At 61.8% G+C, this 16,060-nt stretch carries 15 protein-coding genes; 11 read left to right on the top strand and 4 right to left on the bottom strand.

The features are described from left to right. Window positions 1-189 precede the first annotated feature (189 nt). Together MUM_RS0129905 and MUM_RS0129900 are read right to left on the bottom strand one after the other, a co-directional pair. Entirely contained in the window at window positions 190-1,665 is a 1,476-nt protein-coding gene (locus MUM_RS0129905) for an inorganic phosphate transporter (protein ID WP_003219836.1), read from the bottom strand. A 311-nt stretch (window positions 1,666-1,976) separates the two neighbouring features. Further along, window positions 1,977-2,177 carry a hypothetical protein gene (locus MUM_RS0129900; protein WP_003219834.1) on the bottom strand — a complete coding sequence of 67 codons (201 nt, stop codon included), beginning with the start codon at window positions 2,175-2,177 and terminating at the stop codon, window positions 1,977-1,979. Window positions 2,178-2,799: 622 nt separating this feature from the next. On the opposite strand from MUM_RS0129900, the gene pcaR reads away from it, so the two are divergent. From pcaR to pcaC, 11 genes are all read left to right on the top strand, one after another. Next, the gene (gene pcaR, locus MUM_RS0129890) at window positions 2,800-3,642 is read left to right on the top strand and encodes a pca regulon transcriptional regulator PcaR (RefSeq protein WP_003219833.1); all 843 of its coding nucleotides are present in this window, start codon (window positions 2,800-2,802) and stop codon (window positions 3,640-3,642) included. Window positions 3,643-3,790: 148 nt separating this feature from the next. After that, window positions 3,791-5,137, top strand: coding sequence for an MFS transporter (locus MUM_RS0129885; protein WP_010176678.1), 1,347 nt, complete (start codon window positions 3,791-3,793; stop codon window positions 5,135-5,137). Between the two features lie 147 nt (window positions 5,138-5,284). Next, a complete protein-coding gene (locus MUM_RS0129880) occupies window positions 5,285-6,142 on the top strand; it encodes a CoA transferase subunit A (RefSeq protein ID WP_003219830.1) in 858 nt (285 codons plus the stop codon). Beyond that, entirely contained in the window at window positions 6,139-6,921 is a 783-nt protein-coding gene (locus MUM_RS0129875; RefSeq protein ID WP_177325024.1) for a CoA-transferase subunit beta, read from the top strand. Before MUM_RS0129880 ends, MUM_RS0129875 begins: the two co-directional genes overlap by 4 nt. After that, entirely contained in the window at window positions 6,918-8,123 is a 1,206-nt protein-coding gene (gene pcaF / locus MUM_RS0129870; RefSeq protein ID WP_177325023.1) for a 3-oxoadipyl-CoA thiolase, read from the top strand. Before MUM_RS0129875 ends, pcaF begins: the two co-directional genes overlap by 4 nt. 28 nt (window positions 8,124-8,151) lie before the next feature. Beyond that, window positions 8,152-8,856 (top strand): protocatechuate 3,4-dioxygenase subunit beta, encoded by a 705-nt coding sequence (pcaH, locus tag MUM_RS0129865; protein ID WP_010176675.1) that lies wholly within the window; start codon window positions 8,152-8,154, stop codon window positions 8,854-8,856. Window position 8,857: 1 nt separating this feature from the next. After that, window positions 8,858-9,424, top strand: coding sequence for a protocatechuate 3,4-dioxygenase subunit alpha (gene pcaG / locus MUM_RS0129860; protein WP_010176674.1), 567 nt, complete (start codon window positions 8,858-8,860; stop codon window positions 9,422-9,424). A 179-nt stretch (window positions 9,425-9,603) separates the two neighbouring features. Then, on the top strand, window positions 9,604-10,899 hold the full coding sequence (locus MUM_RS0129855) for an MFS family transporter (protein ID WP_010176673.1): 1,296 nt from the start codon (window positions 9,604-9,606) through the stop codon (window positions 10,897-10,899). 49 nt (window positions 10,900-10,948) lie between these two features. After that, on the top strand, window positions 10,949-12,313 hold the full coding sequence (locus MUM_RS0129850; RefSeq protein WP_029616155.1) for a 3-carboxy-cis,cis-muconate cycloisomerase: 1,365 nt from the start codon (window positions 10,949-10,951) through the stop codon (window positions 12,311-12,313). Between the two features lie 10 nt (window positions 12,314-12,323). Further along, entirely contained in the window at window positions 12,324-13,115 is a 792-nt protein-coding gene (gene pcaD, locus MUM_RS0129845) for a 3-oxoadipate enol-lactonase (RefSeq protein WP_010176671.1), read from the top strand. A 187-nt stretch (window positions 13,116-13,302) separates the two neighbouring features. Next, window positions 13,303-13,695: a 4-carboxymuconolactone decarboxylase gene (pcaC, locus tag MUM_RS0129840; protein WP_010176670.1), complete on the top strand. Its 393-nt coding sequence runs from the start codon at window positions 13,303-13,305 to the stop codon at window positions 13,693-13,695. Here the strand turns inward: pcaC and MUM_RS0129835 are convergent. After that, window positions 13,692-14,591, bottom strand: a complete 900-nt coding sequence (locus MUM_RS0129835) for a polysaccharide deacetylase family protein (protein ID WP_029616154.1) — start codon at window positions 14,589-14,591, stop codon at window positions 13,692-13,694. The two genes, pcaC and MUM_RS0129835, sit on opposite strands and share 4 nt — an antisense overlap. 85 nt (window positions 14,592-14,676) lie before the next feature. Next, window positions 14,677-15,927: an OprD family porin gene (locus tag MUM_RS0129830; protein WP_010176668.1), complete on the bottom strand. Its 1,251-nt coding sequence runs from the start codon at window positions 15,925-15,927 to the stop codon at window positions 14,677-14,679. Between the last annotated feature and the right edge of the window lie 133 nt (window positions 15,928-16,060).

The following is a 16,060-nucleotide window of genomic DNA, read 5'->3' as shown; positions in this document are numbered from 1 at the left end:
CATTAGCGAGGTGCCGAGTGGTGGGGCAAGAGCCTTTTGGTTACTTTTGGGCTCCTTTCAAAAGTGACCCGCTGTAAGAGCGGAACCAATAGCGGCCCTGACCGCAGCAACGGATATACACCCAAACCCCAGCCATAAAAAAAGGCGCAACCCTCACAGGTCGCACCCTCTTCACAAACATCAGAACTGTCAGCTACCCAAAGCCTTGGACGCCAACCAGAACAACCCGGCCGAAAGGCCCACAGTCGCCGGCAACGTCAACACCCAAGCCATCAGAATTGTCTTGACGGTGCCACCTTGCAGCCCGCTCTTGTTCGCCACCATGGTCCCCGCCACACCCGAAGACAACACATGGGTCGTGGAAACCGGCAGGCTGAAGATGTTAGCCAGGCCAATCATGCTGGCCGTGGTGATCTGCGCCGACATGCCCTGGGCATAGGTCATGCCTTGCTTGCCGATCTTCTCGCCAATGGTCAACACCACACGCTTCCAGCCCACCATAGTGCCCAGGCCCAAGGCCAACGCTACGGCCAGGATCACCCAGAACGGTGCGTATTCGGTAGTCGCCGTCAGGTCCTTGCGCAACTTGTCCAGGTCGGACTTCTCACGGGCATCCAGGCCAGGCAACTTGCCCACTTTCTTCGCGGTGTCATCCAGGCACAACAGGTAGCGGCGCACTTCAATCCGGTGCTCGGCGGTCAGTGAATGGTAGTCAGAGACACCTTTCAATGTACCCAGCAGGGCGTTGATGGTCGGTTCAGTCTGCTGCGGATTGCACTGGAACTTGCCCGGCAGGTCGTCTTTCACGCTTTTGCCCAAGGCGAGGAACTCACCGAGGGTTTCTTGATTGCGCTGGTAGAACTGATTCAGGTGCAGCGTGGCGTCGCGGGTACGCTCGATCTGGTAAGTGGTGCTGCCCAGGTCGAGCACGAACTGCGCCGGCACAATACCAATCAACACCAGCATGATCAGGCCGATGCCTTTCTGCCCGTCGTTGGAGCCGTGTACAAAGCTCACGGCCATGGCCGAAATCACCAGTACCAGGCGGTTCCAGAACGGTGGGTGCTTTTTGTCGTCGAGCTTGCGGCGCTGGTCCGGCGTCTTGTGCATTTTCGACAGCGGGCGCCACCATTTCAGGCCCAGCAGCACCAGGGCTGCCACCACGAAACCGGCCATGGGCGAGAACACCAGCGAAGCGCCGATATCGATCGCTTTCTGCCAGTTCACGCCGTCAGCCAGGGGAATGTCGTTGATCAGGGCGTTGGCCAGGCCGACACCGAGGATCGAACCGATCAGGGTGTGGGAGCTGGACGCCGGGATCCCGAAATACCAGGTGCCGAGGTTCCAGGTGATCGCCGCTGCCAATAATGAGAAGACCATGGCCAGACCGTGGCCGGTGTTCACATTGATCAGCAGCTCCACCGGCAGCAAGTGCACGATGGCATACGCAACACCGACACCACCGAGCAACACGCCGAGGAAGTTGAATACCCCGGAGAAGAACACGGCCAGATGCGGAGGCATGGCTTTGGTATAGATGACTGTGGCAACCGCGTTAGCGGTGTCATGAAAGCCATTGATGAACTCGAAGGCGAGGACAAAGGCCAGGGCGAGCAACAGGCTCACGAGAACCCAAGCATCCAGTCCGCTGAATAAATCGATCATGAAGGTTTTCTGACCCGGTCGTAAGGGGGCGCGATTATGCCAGAAAACATCGGTAATCAATGCACTAGCTGCTCATCGGTAACATTCTTCAACGAAAAAAAAAGCGGGGCAGGGGCGCATCCCGGTGTTTTCGGGGCTCTGGCAAGTGTTTGATTTATAAGGGAGATAGCGAAAATAGACGGGTTAAACCGTCGAAAGGGAATATCTGAAACAATTGTATGAAATTTCGCTAAGACGGCATGAAGGTGCCTCCCTCCGCCAGTACGGTACTGGCAGAGAGATGGCACCTTGGGACGCTCAACCCGAATCGCTTATGGCTCTTCGGCTTTGAGGTCCTGTTCAATCTTTTGGATTTCCTGGGCAAAGGCCTGGTCGAGCAGACTGGCTCGTTTTCGCCATGGCTTGCGTTCAGGTTCTGGCTGGGCGGCGTAGGTGGTGACTTCCCCGCCGTAAACATCCTTGTAACGTTGTTCCTGGCGCTCAAGTTCCGCGCGCAGTTCGTCTTTCGTCACATTGTTACCTAATTGAGTTGAGTTTAATTCCGGTGAAGCGCGATGCCAGAAAGGAAAAAACACTTCTTTATTGCACGCGGCCACGATACCGGAGAAGAACAGCTGTCGTAGCAACAGTTTTCTTTTCACAGCCACAAGCAGTTGGCAGGCATTTGAAATGAGTGTCAGGTACTTGCGGCGCAGCTTGCACAAAGCCAGTGCACGGCTGGGTGAGGTTCGTCCTCGGGGGCTAGACGAGGCTGGCCTCTACACAGGATGCATTATAGCGATGCGTTTGAATAACACTATCGTCATCAAGTTAAAAATCGTCAACTTTGTGTGAGGGTTTTGTTACGCGTGCATGTGGGGTACTTGCTGAACTATTGGCGCCATAAATTGTGCCGCGTTCTACCGGCGGTAAATAACCCGCAACTTCGCTCGTACATCAGTCGTTTCCGAAAGTCGGTCAAGTAGGGCGCCGCTGTAGGGCGTGTACCGGTCAGCGGTGAAAAATTGCGATTATCGAATGACCGTCCGATAATCGCCCAATGTTGGCGGCCCTGCCTTGTGTATCAATTGCAGGGCGGCTTGTAATAGCGGTCGCCCTCCCGCAGCGGTTAAAAATAAGAGAAAGGACCCCCAAATGAACGATCAATTGCGCAACTCCTTCGCATCAGTGGCGCCGCCGATCGTTGCGTCACCTGCCAAACGTATCCAGGCATTTACCGGCGATCCGGACTTCATGACCTCCCTGGCCCGCGGGCTGGCCGTGGTGCAGGCGTTCCAGGAGCGCAAGCGCCACCTGACCATCGCCCAGATCAGCCATCGCACGGAAATACCCCGCGCCGCCGTGCGACGTTGCCTGCATACCCTGATCAAGCTCGGCTACGCCACCACCGACGGGCGCACCTATTCGCTGCTGCCCAAGGTGCTGACCCTCGGCCACGCGTATCTGTCGTCCACGCCCTTGGCGGTGTCGGCCCAGCCATACCTGGACCGCATGAGCGAGCAGCTCCACGAGGCCTGCAACATGGCGACCCTGGAAGGCGATGACATCCTCTACATCGCCCGCTCGGCCACCACCCAACGCCTGATTTCCGTCGACCTGTCGGTGGGAGGCCGCCTGCCGGCCTATTGCACCTCGATGGGTCGTATCCTGCTGGCGGCGCTGGATGACGCCTCGCTGCAGGACTACCTCGACCACGCCGACCTGCAAACCAAGACCAGCCGCACCCTCACCACCCCGCAAGCGTTGCTCGAGTGTTTGCAGGAAGTGCGGCAGCAAGGCTGGTGCATTGTCGACCAGGAACTGGAGCAGGGCCTGCGTTCCATCGCCGTGCCGGTGTACGACGCTTCCGGCCAGGTGCTGGCCGCGCTGAACGTCAGCACCCATGCCGGAAGGGTCAGCCGCAGTGAGCTGGAGCAGCGTTTCCTGCCGAGCATGCTCAGCGCCAGCCAGGAGCTGAGTGCCCAGCTGTTTGCCTAAGGTGTTCGGTGACCGCACAGATCCCGGCTGGATGAATTGACGGTGTTTCCCAAGGCTTATTAATGTGCGGCAGCGCTTCATGGCGCCGCCCCAATAATAATGACGACCCAACGTCGTTCGCCCGCCCATCGGTGTGGAAATAAAAATAATGAATCAGCCTTCACCTGCTGTCGGTACTTGCCTGGACGTTCAGTCCTTCATCAACGCCCAGCCGCTGTCGCGGTATCAATGGCGGGTGGTGATCCTGTGTTTTCTCATCGTTTTCCTCGACGGCCTCGACACCGCCGCCATGGGCTTTATCGCCCCGGCGCTGTCTCAGGACTGGGGCATCGACCGCGCCAGCCTCGGCCCGGTGATGAGCGCTGCCCTGATCGGCATGGTGTTTGGCGCCCTCGGCTCCGGCCCACTGGCCGACCGTTTCGGGCGCAAAGTGGTGCTGGTGGGGGCGGTGCTGGTGTTTGGTGCCTTCAGCCTGGCGTCGGCCTACAGCAGTAACGTCGATCAACTGCTGATCCTGCGCTTCCTCACCGGCCTGGGCCTGGGCGCCGGCATGCCGAACGCCACGACGCTGCTCTCCGAATACACCCCGGAACGCCATAAGTCGTTGTTGGTGACCAGCATGTTCTGCGGCTTCAACCTGGGCATGGCCGGTGGCGGGTTTATCTCGGCCAAGTTGATCCCGGCGTTTGGCTGGCACAGCTTGCTGATGATCGGCGGGATTTTGCCGTTGATCCTCGCGGTGGTGTTGCTGGTGTGGCTGCCGGAGTCGGCGCGTTACCTGGTGGTGCGCAATCGGGGCACCGACAAGGTGCGCAAGACCCTTGCGCCGATCGAGCCGGGCATTGTCGCCCAGGCCTCAAGCTTCAGCGTCCCGGAACAAAAGACCGTCAAGGCGCGCAACGTATTCGCAGTGATCTTCTCCGGCACCTACAGCGCCGGCACCTTGCTGCTGTGGCTGACTTACTTCATGGGCCTGGTGATTGTTTACCTGTTGACCAGTTGGCTGCCGACCCTGATGCGCGACAGCGGCGCCAGCATGGAACAGGCCGCGTTTATCGGTGCGCTGTTCCAGTTTGGCGGCGTATTGAGCGCGGTCGGCGTGGGCTGGGCGATGGACCGGTTCAATCCCCACAAGGTCATCGGTACGTTCTATCTGCTGGCCGGGGTGTTTGCCTACGCGGTAGGGCAGAGCCTGGGCAATATCACGCTGCTGGCGACCCTGGTGCTGATCGCCGGGATGTGCGTCAACGGTGCACAGTCGGCGATGCCGTCGTTGGCCGCACGTTTCTACCCGACCCAGGGCCGCGCCACCGGTGTGTCGTGGATGCTCGGCATCGGCCGCTTTGGCGCGATCCTCGGCGCATGGATGGGCGCGACGTTGCTGGGCCTGGGCTGGAACTTCGAACAGGTGCTGACGGCCCTGGTGATTCCAGCGGCTCTGGCCACCACGGCGGTGGTCATCAAGGGCATGGTCAGCCACGCGGACGCCACCTGAAACCGACCGATAGCAAGATAACAATCCGTTCGATAATCGAACACTCAGTCGATTATCGGATTGTTTGGCCACAACCCCCGGCTTAATCTTCAAACACTTCGGCGCTGCCTCCAGCGCCTTTTTCGATCGATACCGGGAGCCCACCCCATGGCTGAAATTCTTTCGCTGGCTGATGCGGTAAAGCAGTTCGTGAATGACGGCGACACCGTTGCACTCGAAGGCTTTACTCACCTGATCCCTACGGCGGCAGGTCATGAAATCATTCGTCAGGGCAAGAAAGACCTGACGCTGGTGCGCATGACACCCGACTTGATCTACGACCAGTTGATCGGCGCCGGCTGTGCACGCAAATTGATTTTCTCGTGGGGCGGCAACCCGGGTGTGGGCTCCCTGCATCGCCTGCGAGACGCCGTTGAAAAACAATGGCCGCAACCGCTGGAGATCGAAGAGCACAGCCACGCCGACCTGGCCAATGCCTACGTCGCCGGCGCCTCCGGCCTGCCGTTCGCGGTGCTGCGCGCCTACGCCGGCTCCGACCTGCCCAAGGTCAACCCGTTGATCAAGACCGTGACCTGCCCCTTCACCGGTGAAGTGCTGGCAGCCGTGCCGTCGGTGCGCCCGGACATCACCGTGATCCACGCCCAAAAGGCTGACCGCAAGGGCAACGTGCTGCTGTGGGGCATCCTCGGGGTGCAGAAGGAAGCGGCCCTGGCGGCCAAGCGCTGCATCGTGACTGTCGAAGAAATCGTCGACGACCTCAATGCGCCGATGAACGCCTGCGTATTGCCAACCTGGGCCCTGACTGCCGTGTGCCACGTGCCCGGCGGCGCGCATCCGTCCTACGCCCACGGTTACACAGAGCGTGACAACCGTTTCTATCAGGCCTGGGACCCGATCGCCCGGGACCGTGAGACGTTTACCGCGTGGATCAACGAATACATCCACGGCACCGCCAATTTCAGTGAATTCCAGGCCAAGCTGGCCACCGCGCAGGAGGCCAAATAATGGCTTACTCCACCAACGAAATGATGACCGTCGCCGCCGCGCGCCGCCTGAAGAACGGCTCGGTGTGCTTTGTCGGTATCGGCCTGCCCTCCAAGGCTGCCAACCTGGCACGCCTGACGTCGTCGCCTGATGTGGTGCTGATCTACGAGTCCGGCCCGATTGGCGCCAAACCGTCGGTGCTGCCGCTGTCCATCGGTGACGGCGAACTGGCGGAAACCGCCGACACCGTGGTGCCGACCGGTGAGATTTTTCGCTACTGGCTGCAGGGCGGGCGCATTGACGTCGGCTTCCTCGGTGCGGCCCAGGTCGACCGTTTCGGCAACATCAACACCACCGTGGTCGGTGATTATCACCAGCCCAAAGTGCGCCTGCCGGGTGCCGGTGGCGCGCCGGAGATCGCCGGTTCTGCCAAGAGCGTGCTGATCATCCTCAAGCAGTCGGCCCGTTCGTTTGTCGACAAGCTGGATTTCATCACATCGGTGGGCCACGGCGAAGGCGGCGACTCGCGCAAACGCCTGGGTCTGCCAGGCGCCGGTCCCGTAGGGATTATTACCGACCTGTGCATCATGGAACCGGAGGAGGGCAGCCACGAGTTTGTCGTCACCGCCCTGCACCCCGGCGTGACCCGTGAGCAAGTGGTGGCCGCCACCGGTTGGGCGATTCGTTTTGCCGACCAAGTCACCACCAGCGCCGAACCGACCGACATTGAACTGACCGCCCTGCGCGACCTTGAAGCACGCACCGCTGCCGCCCACGGCCAAGCCCCCGGAGAAGCCTGATGCGCGACGTATTTATCTGTGACGCCATTCGTACCCCCATCGGCCGTTTTGGCGGTGGCTTGTCCACCGTCCGCGCCGATGACCTGGCGGCATTGCCGATCAAGGCCTTGATGGAACGCAACCCGTCGGTGGACTGGAACGCGGTGGACGAAGTGTTCCTCGGCTGCGCCAACCAGGCCGGCGAAGACAACCGCAACGTGGCCCGCATGGCGGCGCTGCTGGCGGGTCTGCCGGAGAGCATTCCCGGCGTCACCCTGAACCGTCTGTGCGCTTCGGGCATGGACGCCATCGGCACGGCCTTCCGCGCCATCGCCAGTGGCGAGATGGAGCTGGCAATTGCCGGTGGCGTCGAGTCGATGTCCCGCGCCCCGTTTGTGATGGGCAAGGCGGACGCGGCGTTCTCGCGCAACATGAAGCTGGAAGACACCACCATCGGCTGGCGCTTCATCAATCCGTTGATGAAGGCCCAGTACGGCGTCGACCCGATGCCGCAAACCGCTGACAACGTGGCCGACGACTATAAAGTCTCCCGCGCCGACCAGGACGCCTTCGCCCTGCGCAGCCAGCAACGTACTGCCGCGGCACAGGCCGCCGGCTTCTTCGCTGAAGAGATCGTGCCGGTGCGCGTCGCCCACAAAAAAGGCGAGGCCGTGGTCGAGCACGACGAGCATCCTCGGGCCGACACCACCCTGGAAGCCCTGACCAAACTCAAACCGGTTAACGGTCCGGACAAGACCGTCACCGCAGGCAACGCCTCGGGCGTCAACGACGGTGCCGCAGCGCTGATCCTGGCCTCCGCTGAAGCCGTCAAAAAACACGGCCTGACCGCTCGCGCTCGTGTGCTGGGCATGGCCAGCGCGGGTGTGGCGCCGCGTGTGATGGGCATCGGCCCGGTGCCGGCCGTGCGCAAACTGGTGGAGCGCCTGGGCCTGGCGGTGACCGATTTTGATGTGATCGAACTCAACGAAGCCTTCGCCAGCCAGGGCCTGGCCGTGCTGCGCGAACTGGGGATTGCCGACGATGCACCTCAGGTCAACCCGAACGGCGGCGCGATTGCCCTCGGCCATCCGCTGGGCATGAGCGGCGCGCGCCTGGTACTGACCGCCCTGCATCAACTGGAAAAAACCGGCGGCAGCAAAGGCCTGGCGACCATGTGTGTCGGTGTTGGCCAGGGTTTGGCCCTGGCGATCGAACGCGTTTGAGCCCCACAAGAATAAAGAGGATTGCTCCATGAGTGACAAGCCCGGATACCGGCGCCCGCAAGCGGGTACTCAGCCTGATTACCTGCACCCGGCCTACCAGTCGACGAACCTGCGTTCGCCGTCCAGGCCGTTGGTGTTCCTGCCCCATTCCCTGTCGGAAATCACCGGCCCGACCATCGGCGCCGAGCGGATCAACGAGAAGGACAACGACCTGACTGCCCAGCACGAAGGCGAGCCCCAGGGCGAACGCATCATCATTCACGGGCGCGTGCTGGATGAAAACGGCTTGCCCGTGCCCGGCATCCTCGTGGAAATCTGGCAGGCCAACGCCGCCGGCCGCTACAACCACCAGCGCGACCAGCACGACGCACCGCTGGACCCGAACTTCACCGGCACCGGGCGCACCGTCACCGACGCCGATGGCTGGTACCAGTTCCAGACCATCAAGCCCGGCGCCTACCCGTGGGGCAACCACCACAACGCCTGGCGCCCGGCGCACATTCACTTCTCGCTGTTCGGACCAAGTGTGCTGACGCGGTTGGTAACGCAGATGTATTTCCCCGGCGACCCGTTGCTGGCCTACGACCCGATCTACAACTGCGTCCCGGACACGTCCGCCAAGGAACGCCTGATCGCCTCGTTCGATCTGGAAAAAACCATTCCGCACTATGCCCTCGGCTACCGCTGGGACATCGTCCTGCGCGGCCGCGACGCCACGCCGATGGAGAAATGAGATGAGCCTCAACGCGACTACTTCCCACACCGTCGGGCCGTATTACCACATCGGCCTGACCTGGCTGAACCGCGAAGACCTGACCGTAGCCGAGACACTCGGCGAGCGCGTGGCGATCACCGGGCAGGTGGTGGATGGCAACGGCGATGTGGTCAACGACGCCATGCTGGAAGTCTGGCAGGCCAATGCGGCCGGCAAGTACGACCATCCCGAGGATGAGCAGGACAAACCGGTGGACCCGAACTTCGAAGGCTTCGGCCGGGTGCCTGTGGATGCCGAAGGGCGGTTTCGCTTTACCACCATCAAGCCGGGCAGCGTGCCGGGGTTGAAGGGCACGACCCAGGCGCCGCACCTGGTGGTGCTGGTGTTTGCCCGTGGGTTGGTGAAGCACCTGCTGACGCGGATTTACTTTGACGGTGAGGCGCTGAATGAGGATGACGCGCTGCTGGCGTGTGTGCCGCAGGAGCGGCGGCGCACGTTGATCGCCAAGGCGGATGCGGCGGGTGTGTATCAGTGGAATGTGATTTTGCAGGGCACAGACGAAGAGACGGTGTTCTTCGATTACTGAGTTGGCTTGGAAATTTTCGCGAGCAAGCCCGCTCCCACAGGTGAATGCATTCCAAATGTGGGAGCGGGCTTGCCCGCGATGAGGCCGGCACAGGCAACAAATATCCAAAAGTCTGCTTGCGGAACATGGTTGTTGCAAAGTATGTCTAGGCTATAACCGTTCCCACTGAGTGAAAAAACATGACAACAAAAACGAGTCACTACACCGGAGAAGAACGCAGCAAAAGGATTTTTGCGATTGTCGGTGCCTCCTCCGGCAACCTCGTCGAATGGTTCGACTTCTACGTCTATGCCTTCTGCGCCATCTATTTCGCCCCGGCGTTTTTCCCGTCGGACGACCCCACCGTGCAATTGCTCAACACCGCAGGCGTGTTCGCTGCCGGCTTCCTGATGCGCCCCATCGGCGGCTGGCTGTTCGGCCGGGTGGCGGATAAACACGGTCGCAAGAATTCCATGATGATCTCGGTGCTGATGATGTGCGCCGGTTCCCTGGTCATCGCCTTTTTGCCCACCTACAAAGACATCGGCGCCTGGGCCCCGGCCTTGCTGCTGGTCGCCCGGCTGTTCCAGGGCCTGTCGGTAGGCGGCGAATACGGCACCACCGCTACCTACATGAGTGAAGTCGCGCTCAAGGGCCAGCGCGGGTTCTTCGCCTCGTTCCAGTACGTGACCCTGATCGGCGGCCAACTGCTGGCGGTGTTGGTGGTGGTGATCCTGCAACAGATCCTCACCGAAGAAGAACTGCGGGCCTGGGGCTGGCGGATTCCGTTTGTGATCGGTGCCATTGCCGCGGTGATCTCGCTGTTGCTGCGTCGCACCCTGAAAGAAACCACCAGCAAGGAAATGCGTGAAGACAAGGACGCAGGCAGCATTGCCGCGTTGTTCCGCGATCACAAGGCGGCGTTTATCACCGTGCTTGGCTACACCGCCGGCGGTTCGCTGATTTTCTACACGTTCACCACCTACATGCAGAAGTACCTGGTGAACACCGCCGGGATGCACGCCAAGACGGCCAGTTACATCATGACCGGCGCGCTGTTCTTCTACATGTGCATGCAGCCGGTGTTCGGCATGCTGGCGGACAAGATTGGCCGCCGTAATTCGATGCTGTGGTTCGGCGCCCTGGGCACGCTGTTCACCGTGCCGATCCTGCTGACCCTGAAAACCGTCAGCAGCCCGTTCCTGGCCTTTGTGCTGATCACCCTGGCCCTGGCCATTGTGAGTTTCTACACCTCCATCAGCGGCCTGGTGAAAGCTGAAATGTTCCCGCCGCAAGTGCGTGCACTGGGCGTGGGCCTGGCATATGCGGTGGCGAACGCGATCTTCGGTGGTTCGGCGGAGTACGTGGCCCTGGGCCTTAAGTCTTTGGGCATGGAAAACACCTTCTACTGGTACGTCACGGCGATGATGGCGGTGGCGTTCCTGTTCAGCTTGCGCCTGCCCAAAGAGGCGGCGTACTTGCACCACGATCTGTAACCGGCTGGCGCATGCCCGTTGCCGGGTATGCGCCACCTAGGGATGTTCTATGACGATGCGCACGAGCAACCAACTGTTCGACGCCTATTTCACCGCCAACCGCATGGCCGAAGTGTTCTGCGACCAGGGGCGCTTGCAGGGCATGCTGGATTTTGAAGCGGCCCTGGCCCGGGCAGAGGCTCAGGTGGGGTTGATCCCGCAAGCGGCCGTCGCGCCGATTGCCCAGGCCTGCCTGGCTTCTCTCTATGACGTTGATGCCCTCGGCGAGGCCATTGCCACGGCGGGCAACTCCGCGATTCCGTTGGTCAAGGCCCTCGGCAAGTTGATCGCCAGCGAAGATGCCGGCGCCGAACGTTATGTGCATCTGGGCGCTACCAGCCAGGATGTGATGGACACCGGCCTGGTGCTGCAACTGCGCAGCGCGGTCGAGCTGATTGAGCATGATCTGGCGCGGCTGGGTGACATCCTTGCCGCGCAGGCTCAACGTTATGCAGCAACCCCCTTGGCGGGTCGGACCTGGCTGCAGCACGCAACGCCGGTCACGCTGGGCATGAAAATCGCCGGCTGGCTCGGTGCAGTCAGCCGCAGTCGGCAACGCCTCAGCGACCTCAAGCCGCGCTTGCTGGTGCTGCAATTCGGCGGTGCTTCCGGAACCCTGGCGGCCCTCGGCGAACAGGCGATGCCGGTGGCGCAAGCCCTGGCCGCCGAGTTGCAACTGGGCCTGCCGGAACAACCCTGGCACACCCAGCGCGACCGCCTGGTGGAGTTCGCCTCGGTGCTTGGCCTGATCGCCGGCAGCCTCGGCAAACTGGGCCGCGACATCAGCCTGTTGATGCAGACCGAAGCGGCGGAAGTGTTCGAGCCCTCCGCACCCGGCAAAGGCGGCTCTTCGACCATGCCCCACAAGCGCAACCCGGTGGGCGCCGCCGTGCTGATCAGCGCCGCGACCCGCGTGCCGGGCCTGGTGGCGACGATGTTCAGCGCCATGCCTCAGGAACACGAGCGCAGCCTGGGCCTGTGGCACGCCGAATGGGAAACCCTGCCGGAGATTTGCCGGCTGGTGTCCGGTGCATTGCATCAGGCGCTGTTGGTCAGCGCAGGCCTGGAAGTCGACCCCAGGCGCATGGCACAGAATCTCGACCTGACCCAGGGCCTGGTCCTGGCCGAAGCGGTCAGCATCGTCCTCGCCCAACGGCTGGGCCGCGAAACCGCGCACCATCTGCTGGAACAATGCTGCAAACGCGCCGTCGCCGAGCAACGCCACCTGCGGGCGGTGCTGGGTGATGAACCGCAAGTGACGGCCGAGCTCTCGGCCGCCGAACTCGATCGCCTGCTGGACCCGGCGCACTACCTGGGCCAGGCGCACACCTGGGTTACCCGGGCCGTGGCCGAACATTTTGCATTGACTGCCTGAGGAGGCTGCTGTGGGATTTGTACAACTCGCCGATGGCGAACTGAACTACCAACTCGATGGCCCCGAAGACGCACCCGTGCTGGTGCTGTCCAACTCCCTGGGCACCGACCTGCACATGTGGGACATCCAGATCGAGGCGTTCACGAAGTATTTCCGGGTACTGCGTTTCGATACCCGTGGCCACGGCAAATCCCTGGTGACCGAAGGCCCCTACAGCATCGAGCAGTTGGGCCGTGACGTGTTGGCGTTGCTGGATGCATTGCAGATCGAACGCGCGCATTTTTGCGGGTTGTCCATGGGCGGCCTGATCGGCCAGTGGCTGGGCATTCATGCGGGCGAGCGTTTGCGCCGGCTGGTGGTGTGCAACACCGCAGCGAAAATTGGCACGCCGGAGATCTGGAACCCGCGCGTCGAGATTGTCCTGCGGGACGGCGCGGCGGCGATGGTTGCCCTGCGTGATGCGTCAATTGCACGCTGGTTCACCGCCGACTTTGCCGAGGCCCACCCTGATCAAGCCACGCTGATCACCGACATGCTGGCGGCGACCAATCCCCAGGGGTATGCCGCCAGTTGCGCGGCGGTGCGCGATGCGGACTTCCGTGAGCAACTGGCGTCGATCAAGGTGCCGACCCTGGTGATTGCGGGCAGTGAAGATGCGGTTACGCCGCCGGCCGGTGGGCACTTTATCCAGGAACACGTGAAGGGCGCCGAGTACGCCGAGTTCTATGCCGCGCACCTGTCCAACGTGCAAGCCGGTGCGGCGTTCAGCGACCGTGTACTGGAATTTCTGCTAGCCCGCTGAGTATCGCTGAACCCTGTGGCGAGGGAGCTTGCTCCCGTTGGGCTGCGTAGCAGTCCCTAAGCAGCCGCAACTCAACTATTTGTATAACCCTGCAGCGGCCTCACTGGGGCCGCTGCGCGACCCAACGGGAGCAAGCTCCCTCGCCACAGGTATGTGCCTGTCGTCACCGTTGCATGAGGAGCGTTTTGTGGACGAGAAACAACGTTATGCCGAGGGCCTGCAAGTGCGCCGCGAAGTGCTGGGCGACGCCCATGTCGACCGCAGCCTCAACGCCCTGACCGAGTTCAACAGCGAGTTTCAGGAAATGATCACCCGCCACGCCTGGGGTGATATCTGGACCCGCCCAGGCCTGCCGCGACATACCCGCAGCCTGATCACCATCGCCATGCTCATCGGCATGAACCGCAGTGAAGAGTTGAAGTTGCACCTGCGCGCCGCCGCGAGTAACGGCGTAACCCGCGCCGAGATCAAGGAAGTGCTGATGCAGAGCGCGATCTACTGCGGGATTCCGGCCGCCAATGCGACGTTTCATTTGGCCGAGTCGGTGTGGGATGAGTTGGGGGTTGAGTCGCGCAGTTAATGCGAGTCAGCGTCCCACACCCAATTCCATACGCCCGGCAGGTGCACCACTTCGTCAGCGTCCTTTACCGTGCGCGCCATGGCGGCGCGCTGCAAGGCGGCCCGGTCGGTGTAGAACGGCTGCCGGGCGACCGGCACGCCGTTAATGCGCGCACTGTCCATCAGGATTTGCAGGTATTCCTTCAGGTGCCAGGCGGTGTAGCGGTTGATGTCGTGAAAGGTCACCACCACCGGGATCACTCCGTCCACGGTCGGTAACTCACCCTTGGCAATACGCTCGCGCAGTACCGACAACTGGCGGATCAGGTTTTCCCGGCGCCGGGGGCTGCCATTGAAGACCCAGATCACCCCGTCGTTCGCGCTCAGGTCCGTCAACAGTACGTGCAGGCCATGCTGCTGGTAGGCGGCGAAGGTGCGTTTGTCGTAATTCCAGAACGGCGGGCGCACCAGTGTAGGCGGCTGACCGGTGATGGATTCAAGGGTCGATGAACCCAGGCTGAGGTAGTGTTCCAGTTCAACCGGATTCTGCGAGCGATGATTGCTGTGCCACGGGGTTGCGGTGTGGAAGGCCAGGATATGGCCGGCCGCGTACTCACGCTCCATGGTCTTGCGACCCCGAGGGTTGCCGCCGGAGCGGGGCGCCTCGGTCTGCAAAAAGAACACCGCCTTGATGCCCGGCTGTATCGGGTTATTCGCCAGGTCGGCCATCACCGAACGGCTCGGGTTCATAAAACCCGAGGCGCTGGGGCCGTCATCGAAGGTCAGCAAAAAGCGAATCGGCGCCTCGGCTTTCAGGCGTTGTTCGGTCTGCGGTGTCAGGGCCAGGGGCGGACCGATGCAACCGCTGAGGCTCAGGGCCAGGACCAATAGGGCCGATACGGCGGCGAAGGGTTTCATGGTGTACGGCGGACTCGAAAGACGTTGGTTGCGGGTTTCGGTCATCCATGACACGCGCGCACCATACAGCAAGTCTGTCGAGGCGTTACAGCAGGCTTATCGGGTAACTGACGATCAACCGGTTTTCATCAAACTCATTGTTGTTGTAGTCCCGGCGCATGCTGGAATTGCGCCAGCGCACATTGAGGTCCTTCAATGTTCCGCTCTGCACCGTGTAGCCCACTTCACTTTCCCGGCCCCATTCCCTGCCGTCGGTCACCGTGCCGCTGTGTACGTTGCTGCCGCTGATATAGCGGTTCATCACGGTCAGGCCTGGAATGCCCAGGGCGACGAAGTTGTAGTCGTGGCGCACCTGCCAGGATTTTTCCTGGGCGTTGTCATAGCTGGCGTTGTAGCTGTCGTTGGCCAGGGTGCCGCCGCTGGTGCCGTTGACCCGCATCCAGGCGCTGTTGCCGGTGAGTTTTTGCAGGCCGATGTAGAAGGTGTTGCCGCCGTATCGGGCCGAGAACAGTCCGGACCAGGTCTTGTTGTCGAGCTCGCCGGCGCGGGCGCTGCCGTCGTCCTTGCCGTAGAAGAACCCGAGGTTGGCGCCCAGGGTCCAGTCGCCCACGGGCTGGCTGTGGATCAGGTTGAGGTATTGCTGGCGGTAGATGTCCTTGAGTTGGGCGTTCCACACGCCAATCTGGGTGCGCTTGTCGTTGAAGGCATATTCGCCGCCCTGGAAGTTGAAACGGTCGGAGGTGAAGGCGGTTTTTCCGAACATCGACATCTCGGTCATGCTGCTGTCGTCCCGCGGGCTGTTGGCGCGGAACTGGCCACCGTAGAGGGTCAGGCCGTCGATCTCTTTGGAGGTGATCTGGCCGCCGCGCAGGGTTTGCGGGAGTGAGCGGCCGTCATCGGAGCGCAGGATCGGCAGCACCGGCATCCACTCGCCGACCTTCACTTCGGTCTTCGAGATCCGGGCCTTGAACGCGACGCCCAGGCGACCGAAGTTATCGGCGGGCCGTCCGTCATGGTCCAGCGGCAGCAGTTGGGTACCGCCCGTGCCGCGCCCGCCGTCGAGCTTTTCCGAGTACAAGCCAAGTACGTCCATGCCGAACCCGACGGTGCCCTGGGTGAAGCCGGATTTGGCGTCGAGGATGAAACTTTGCGTCCACTCCTGAGCGCCGCCCTGGGCCTTGGTCGGGTTGGTGAAGTTCCGGTTGAAGAAGAAATTACGCAGGTTGAGGTTGGCGCTGGCGTCTTCCAGGAAGCCGTGTTCTTCAGCGACAACGGGGAGGGCAATGCTGGCGATAGCGGTTGCCAGCAGGAGCCGGCGCGGGTCAAAAGTGCTCATGGTGTCAGACCTGTTGTTATTGGGGTTATGCAGGTGGCGGCCATGGTGCGGGGCGGTGTGGGGGCGACGAAAGTGGGGGAGAGCGGGTTGTGGGCGATGATCGAACGCAAAGTCAGGGGCGAAAAAAAACCGC

Source organism: Pseudomonas sp. PAMC 25886, assembly GCF_000242655.1.
GTDB lineage: Bacteria > Pseudomonadota > Gammaproteobacteria > Pseudomonadales > Pseudomonadaceae > Aquipseudomonas.
This window is presented reverse-complemented; position numbering and strand designations above follow the sequence as displayed.

Bases quoted from the DNA above. Each gene is read 5' to 3' on its own strand.
- MUM_RS0129905 (WP_003219836.1), bottom strand. From the start codon at position 1,665: ATGATCGATTTATTCAGCGGACTGGATGCTTGGGTTCTCGTGAGCCTG.
- pcaR (WP_003219833.1), top strand. From the start codon at position 2,800: ATGAACGATCAATTGCGCAACTCCTTCGCATCAGTGGCGCCGCCGATC.
- MUM_RS0129885 (WP_010176678.1), top strand. From the start codon at position 3,791: ATGAATCAGCCTTCACCTGCTGTCGGTACTTGCCTGGACGTTCAGTCC.
- MUM_RS0129880 (WP_003219830.1), top strand. From the start codon at position 5,285: ATGGCTGAAATTCTTTCGCTGGCTGATGCGGTAAAGCAGTTCGTGAAT.
- pcaH (WP_010176675.1), top strand. From the start codon at position 8,152: ATGAGTGACAAGCCCGGATACCGGCGCCCGCAAGCGGGTACTCAGCCT.
- pcaG (WP_010176674.1), top strand. From the start codon at position 8,858: ATGAGCCTCAACGCGACTACTTCCCACACCGTCGGGCCGTATTACCAC.
- MUM_RS0129855 (WP_010176673.1), top strand. From the start codon at position 9,604: ATGACAACAAAAACGAGTCACTACACCGGAGAAGAACGCAGCAAAAGG.
- MUM_RS0129850 (WP_029616155.1), top strand. From the start codon at position 10,949: ATGACGATGCGCACGAGCAACCAACTGTTCGACGCCTATTTCACCGCC.
- MUM_RS0129835 (WP_029616154.1), bottom strand. From the start codon at position 14,591: ATGAAACCCTTCGCCGCCGTATCGGCCCTATTGGTCCTGGCCCTGAGC.
- MUM_RS0129830 (WP_010176668.1), bottom strand. From the start codon at position 15,927: ATGAGCACTTTTGACCCGCGCCGGCTCCTGCTGGCAACCGCTATCGCC.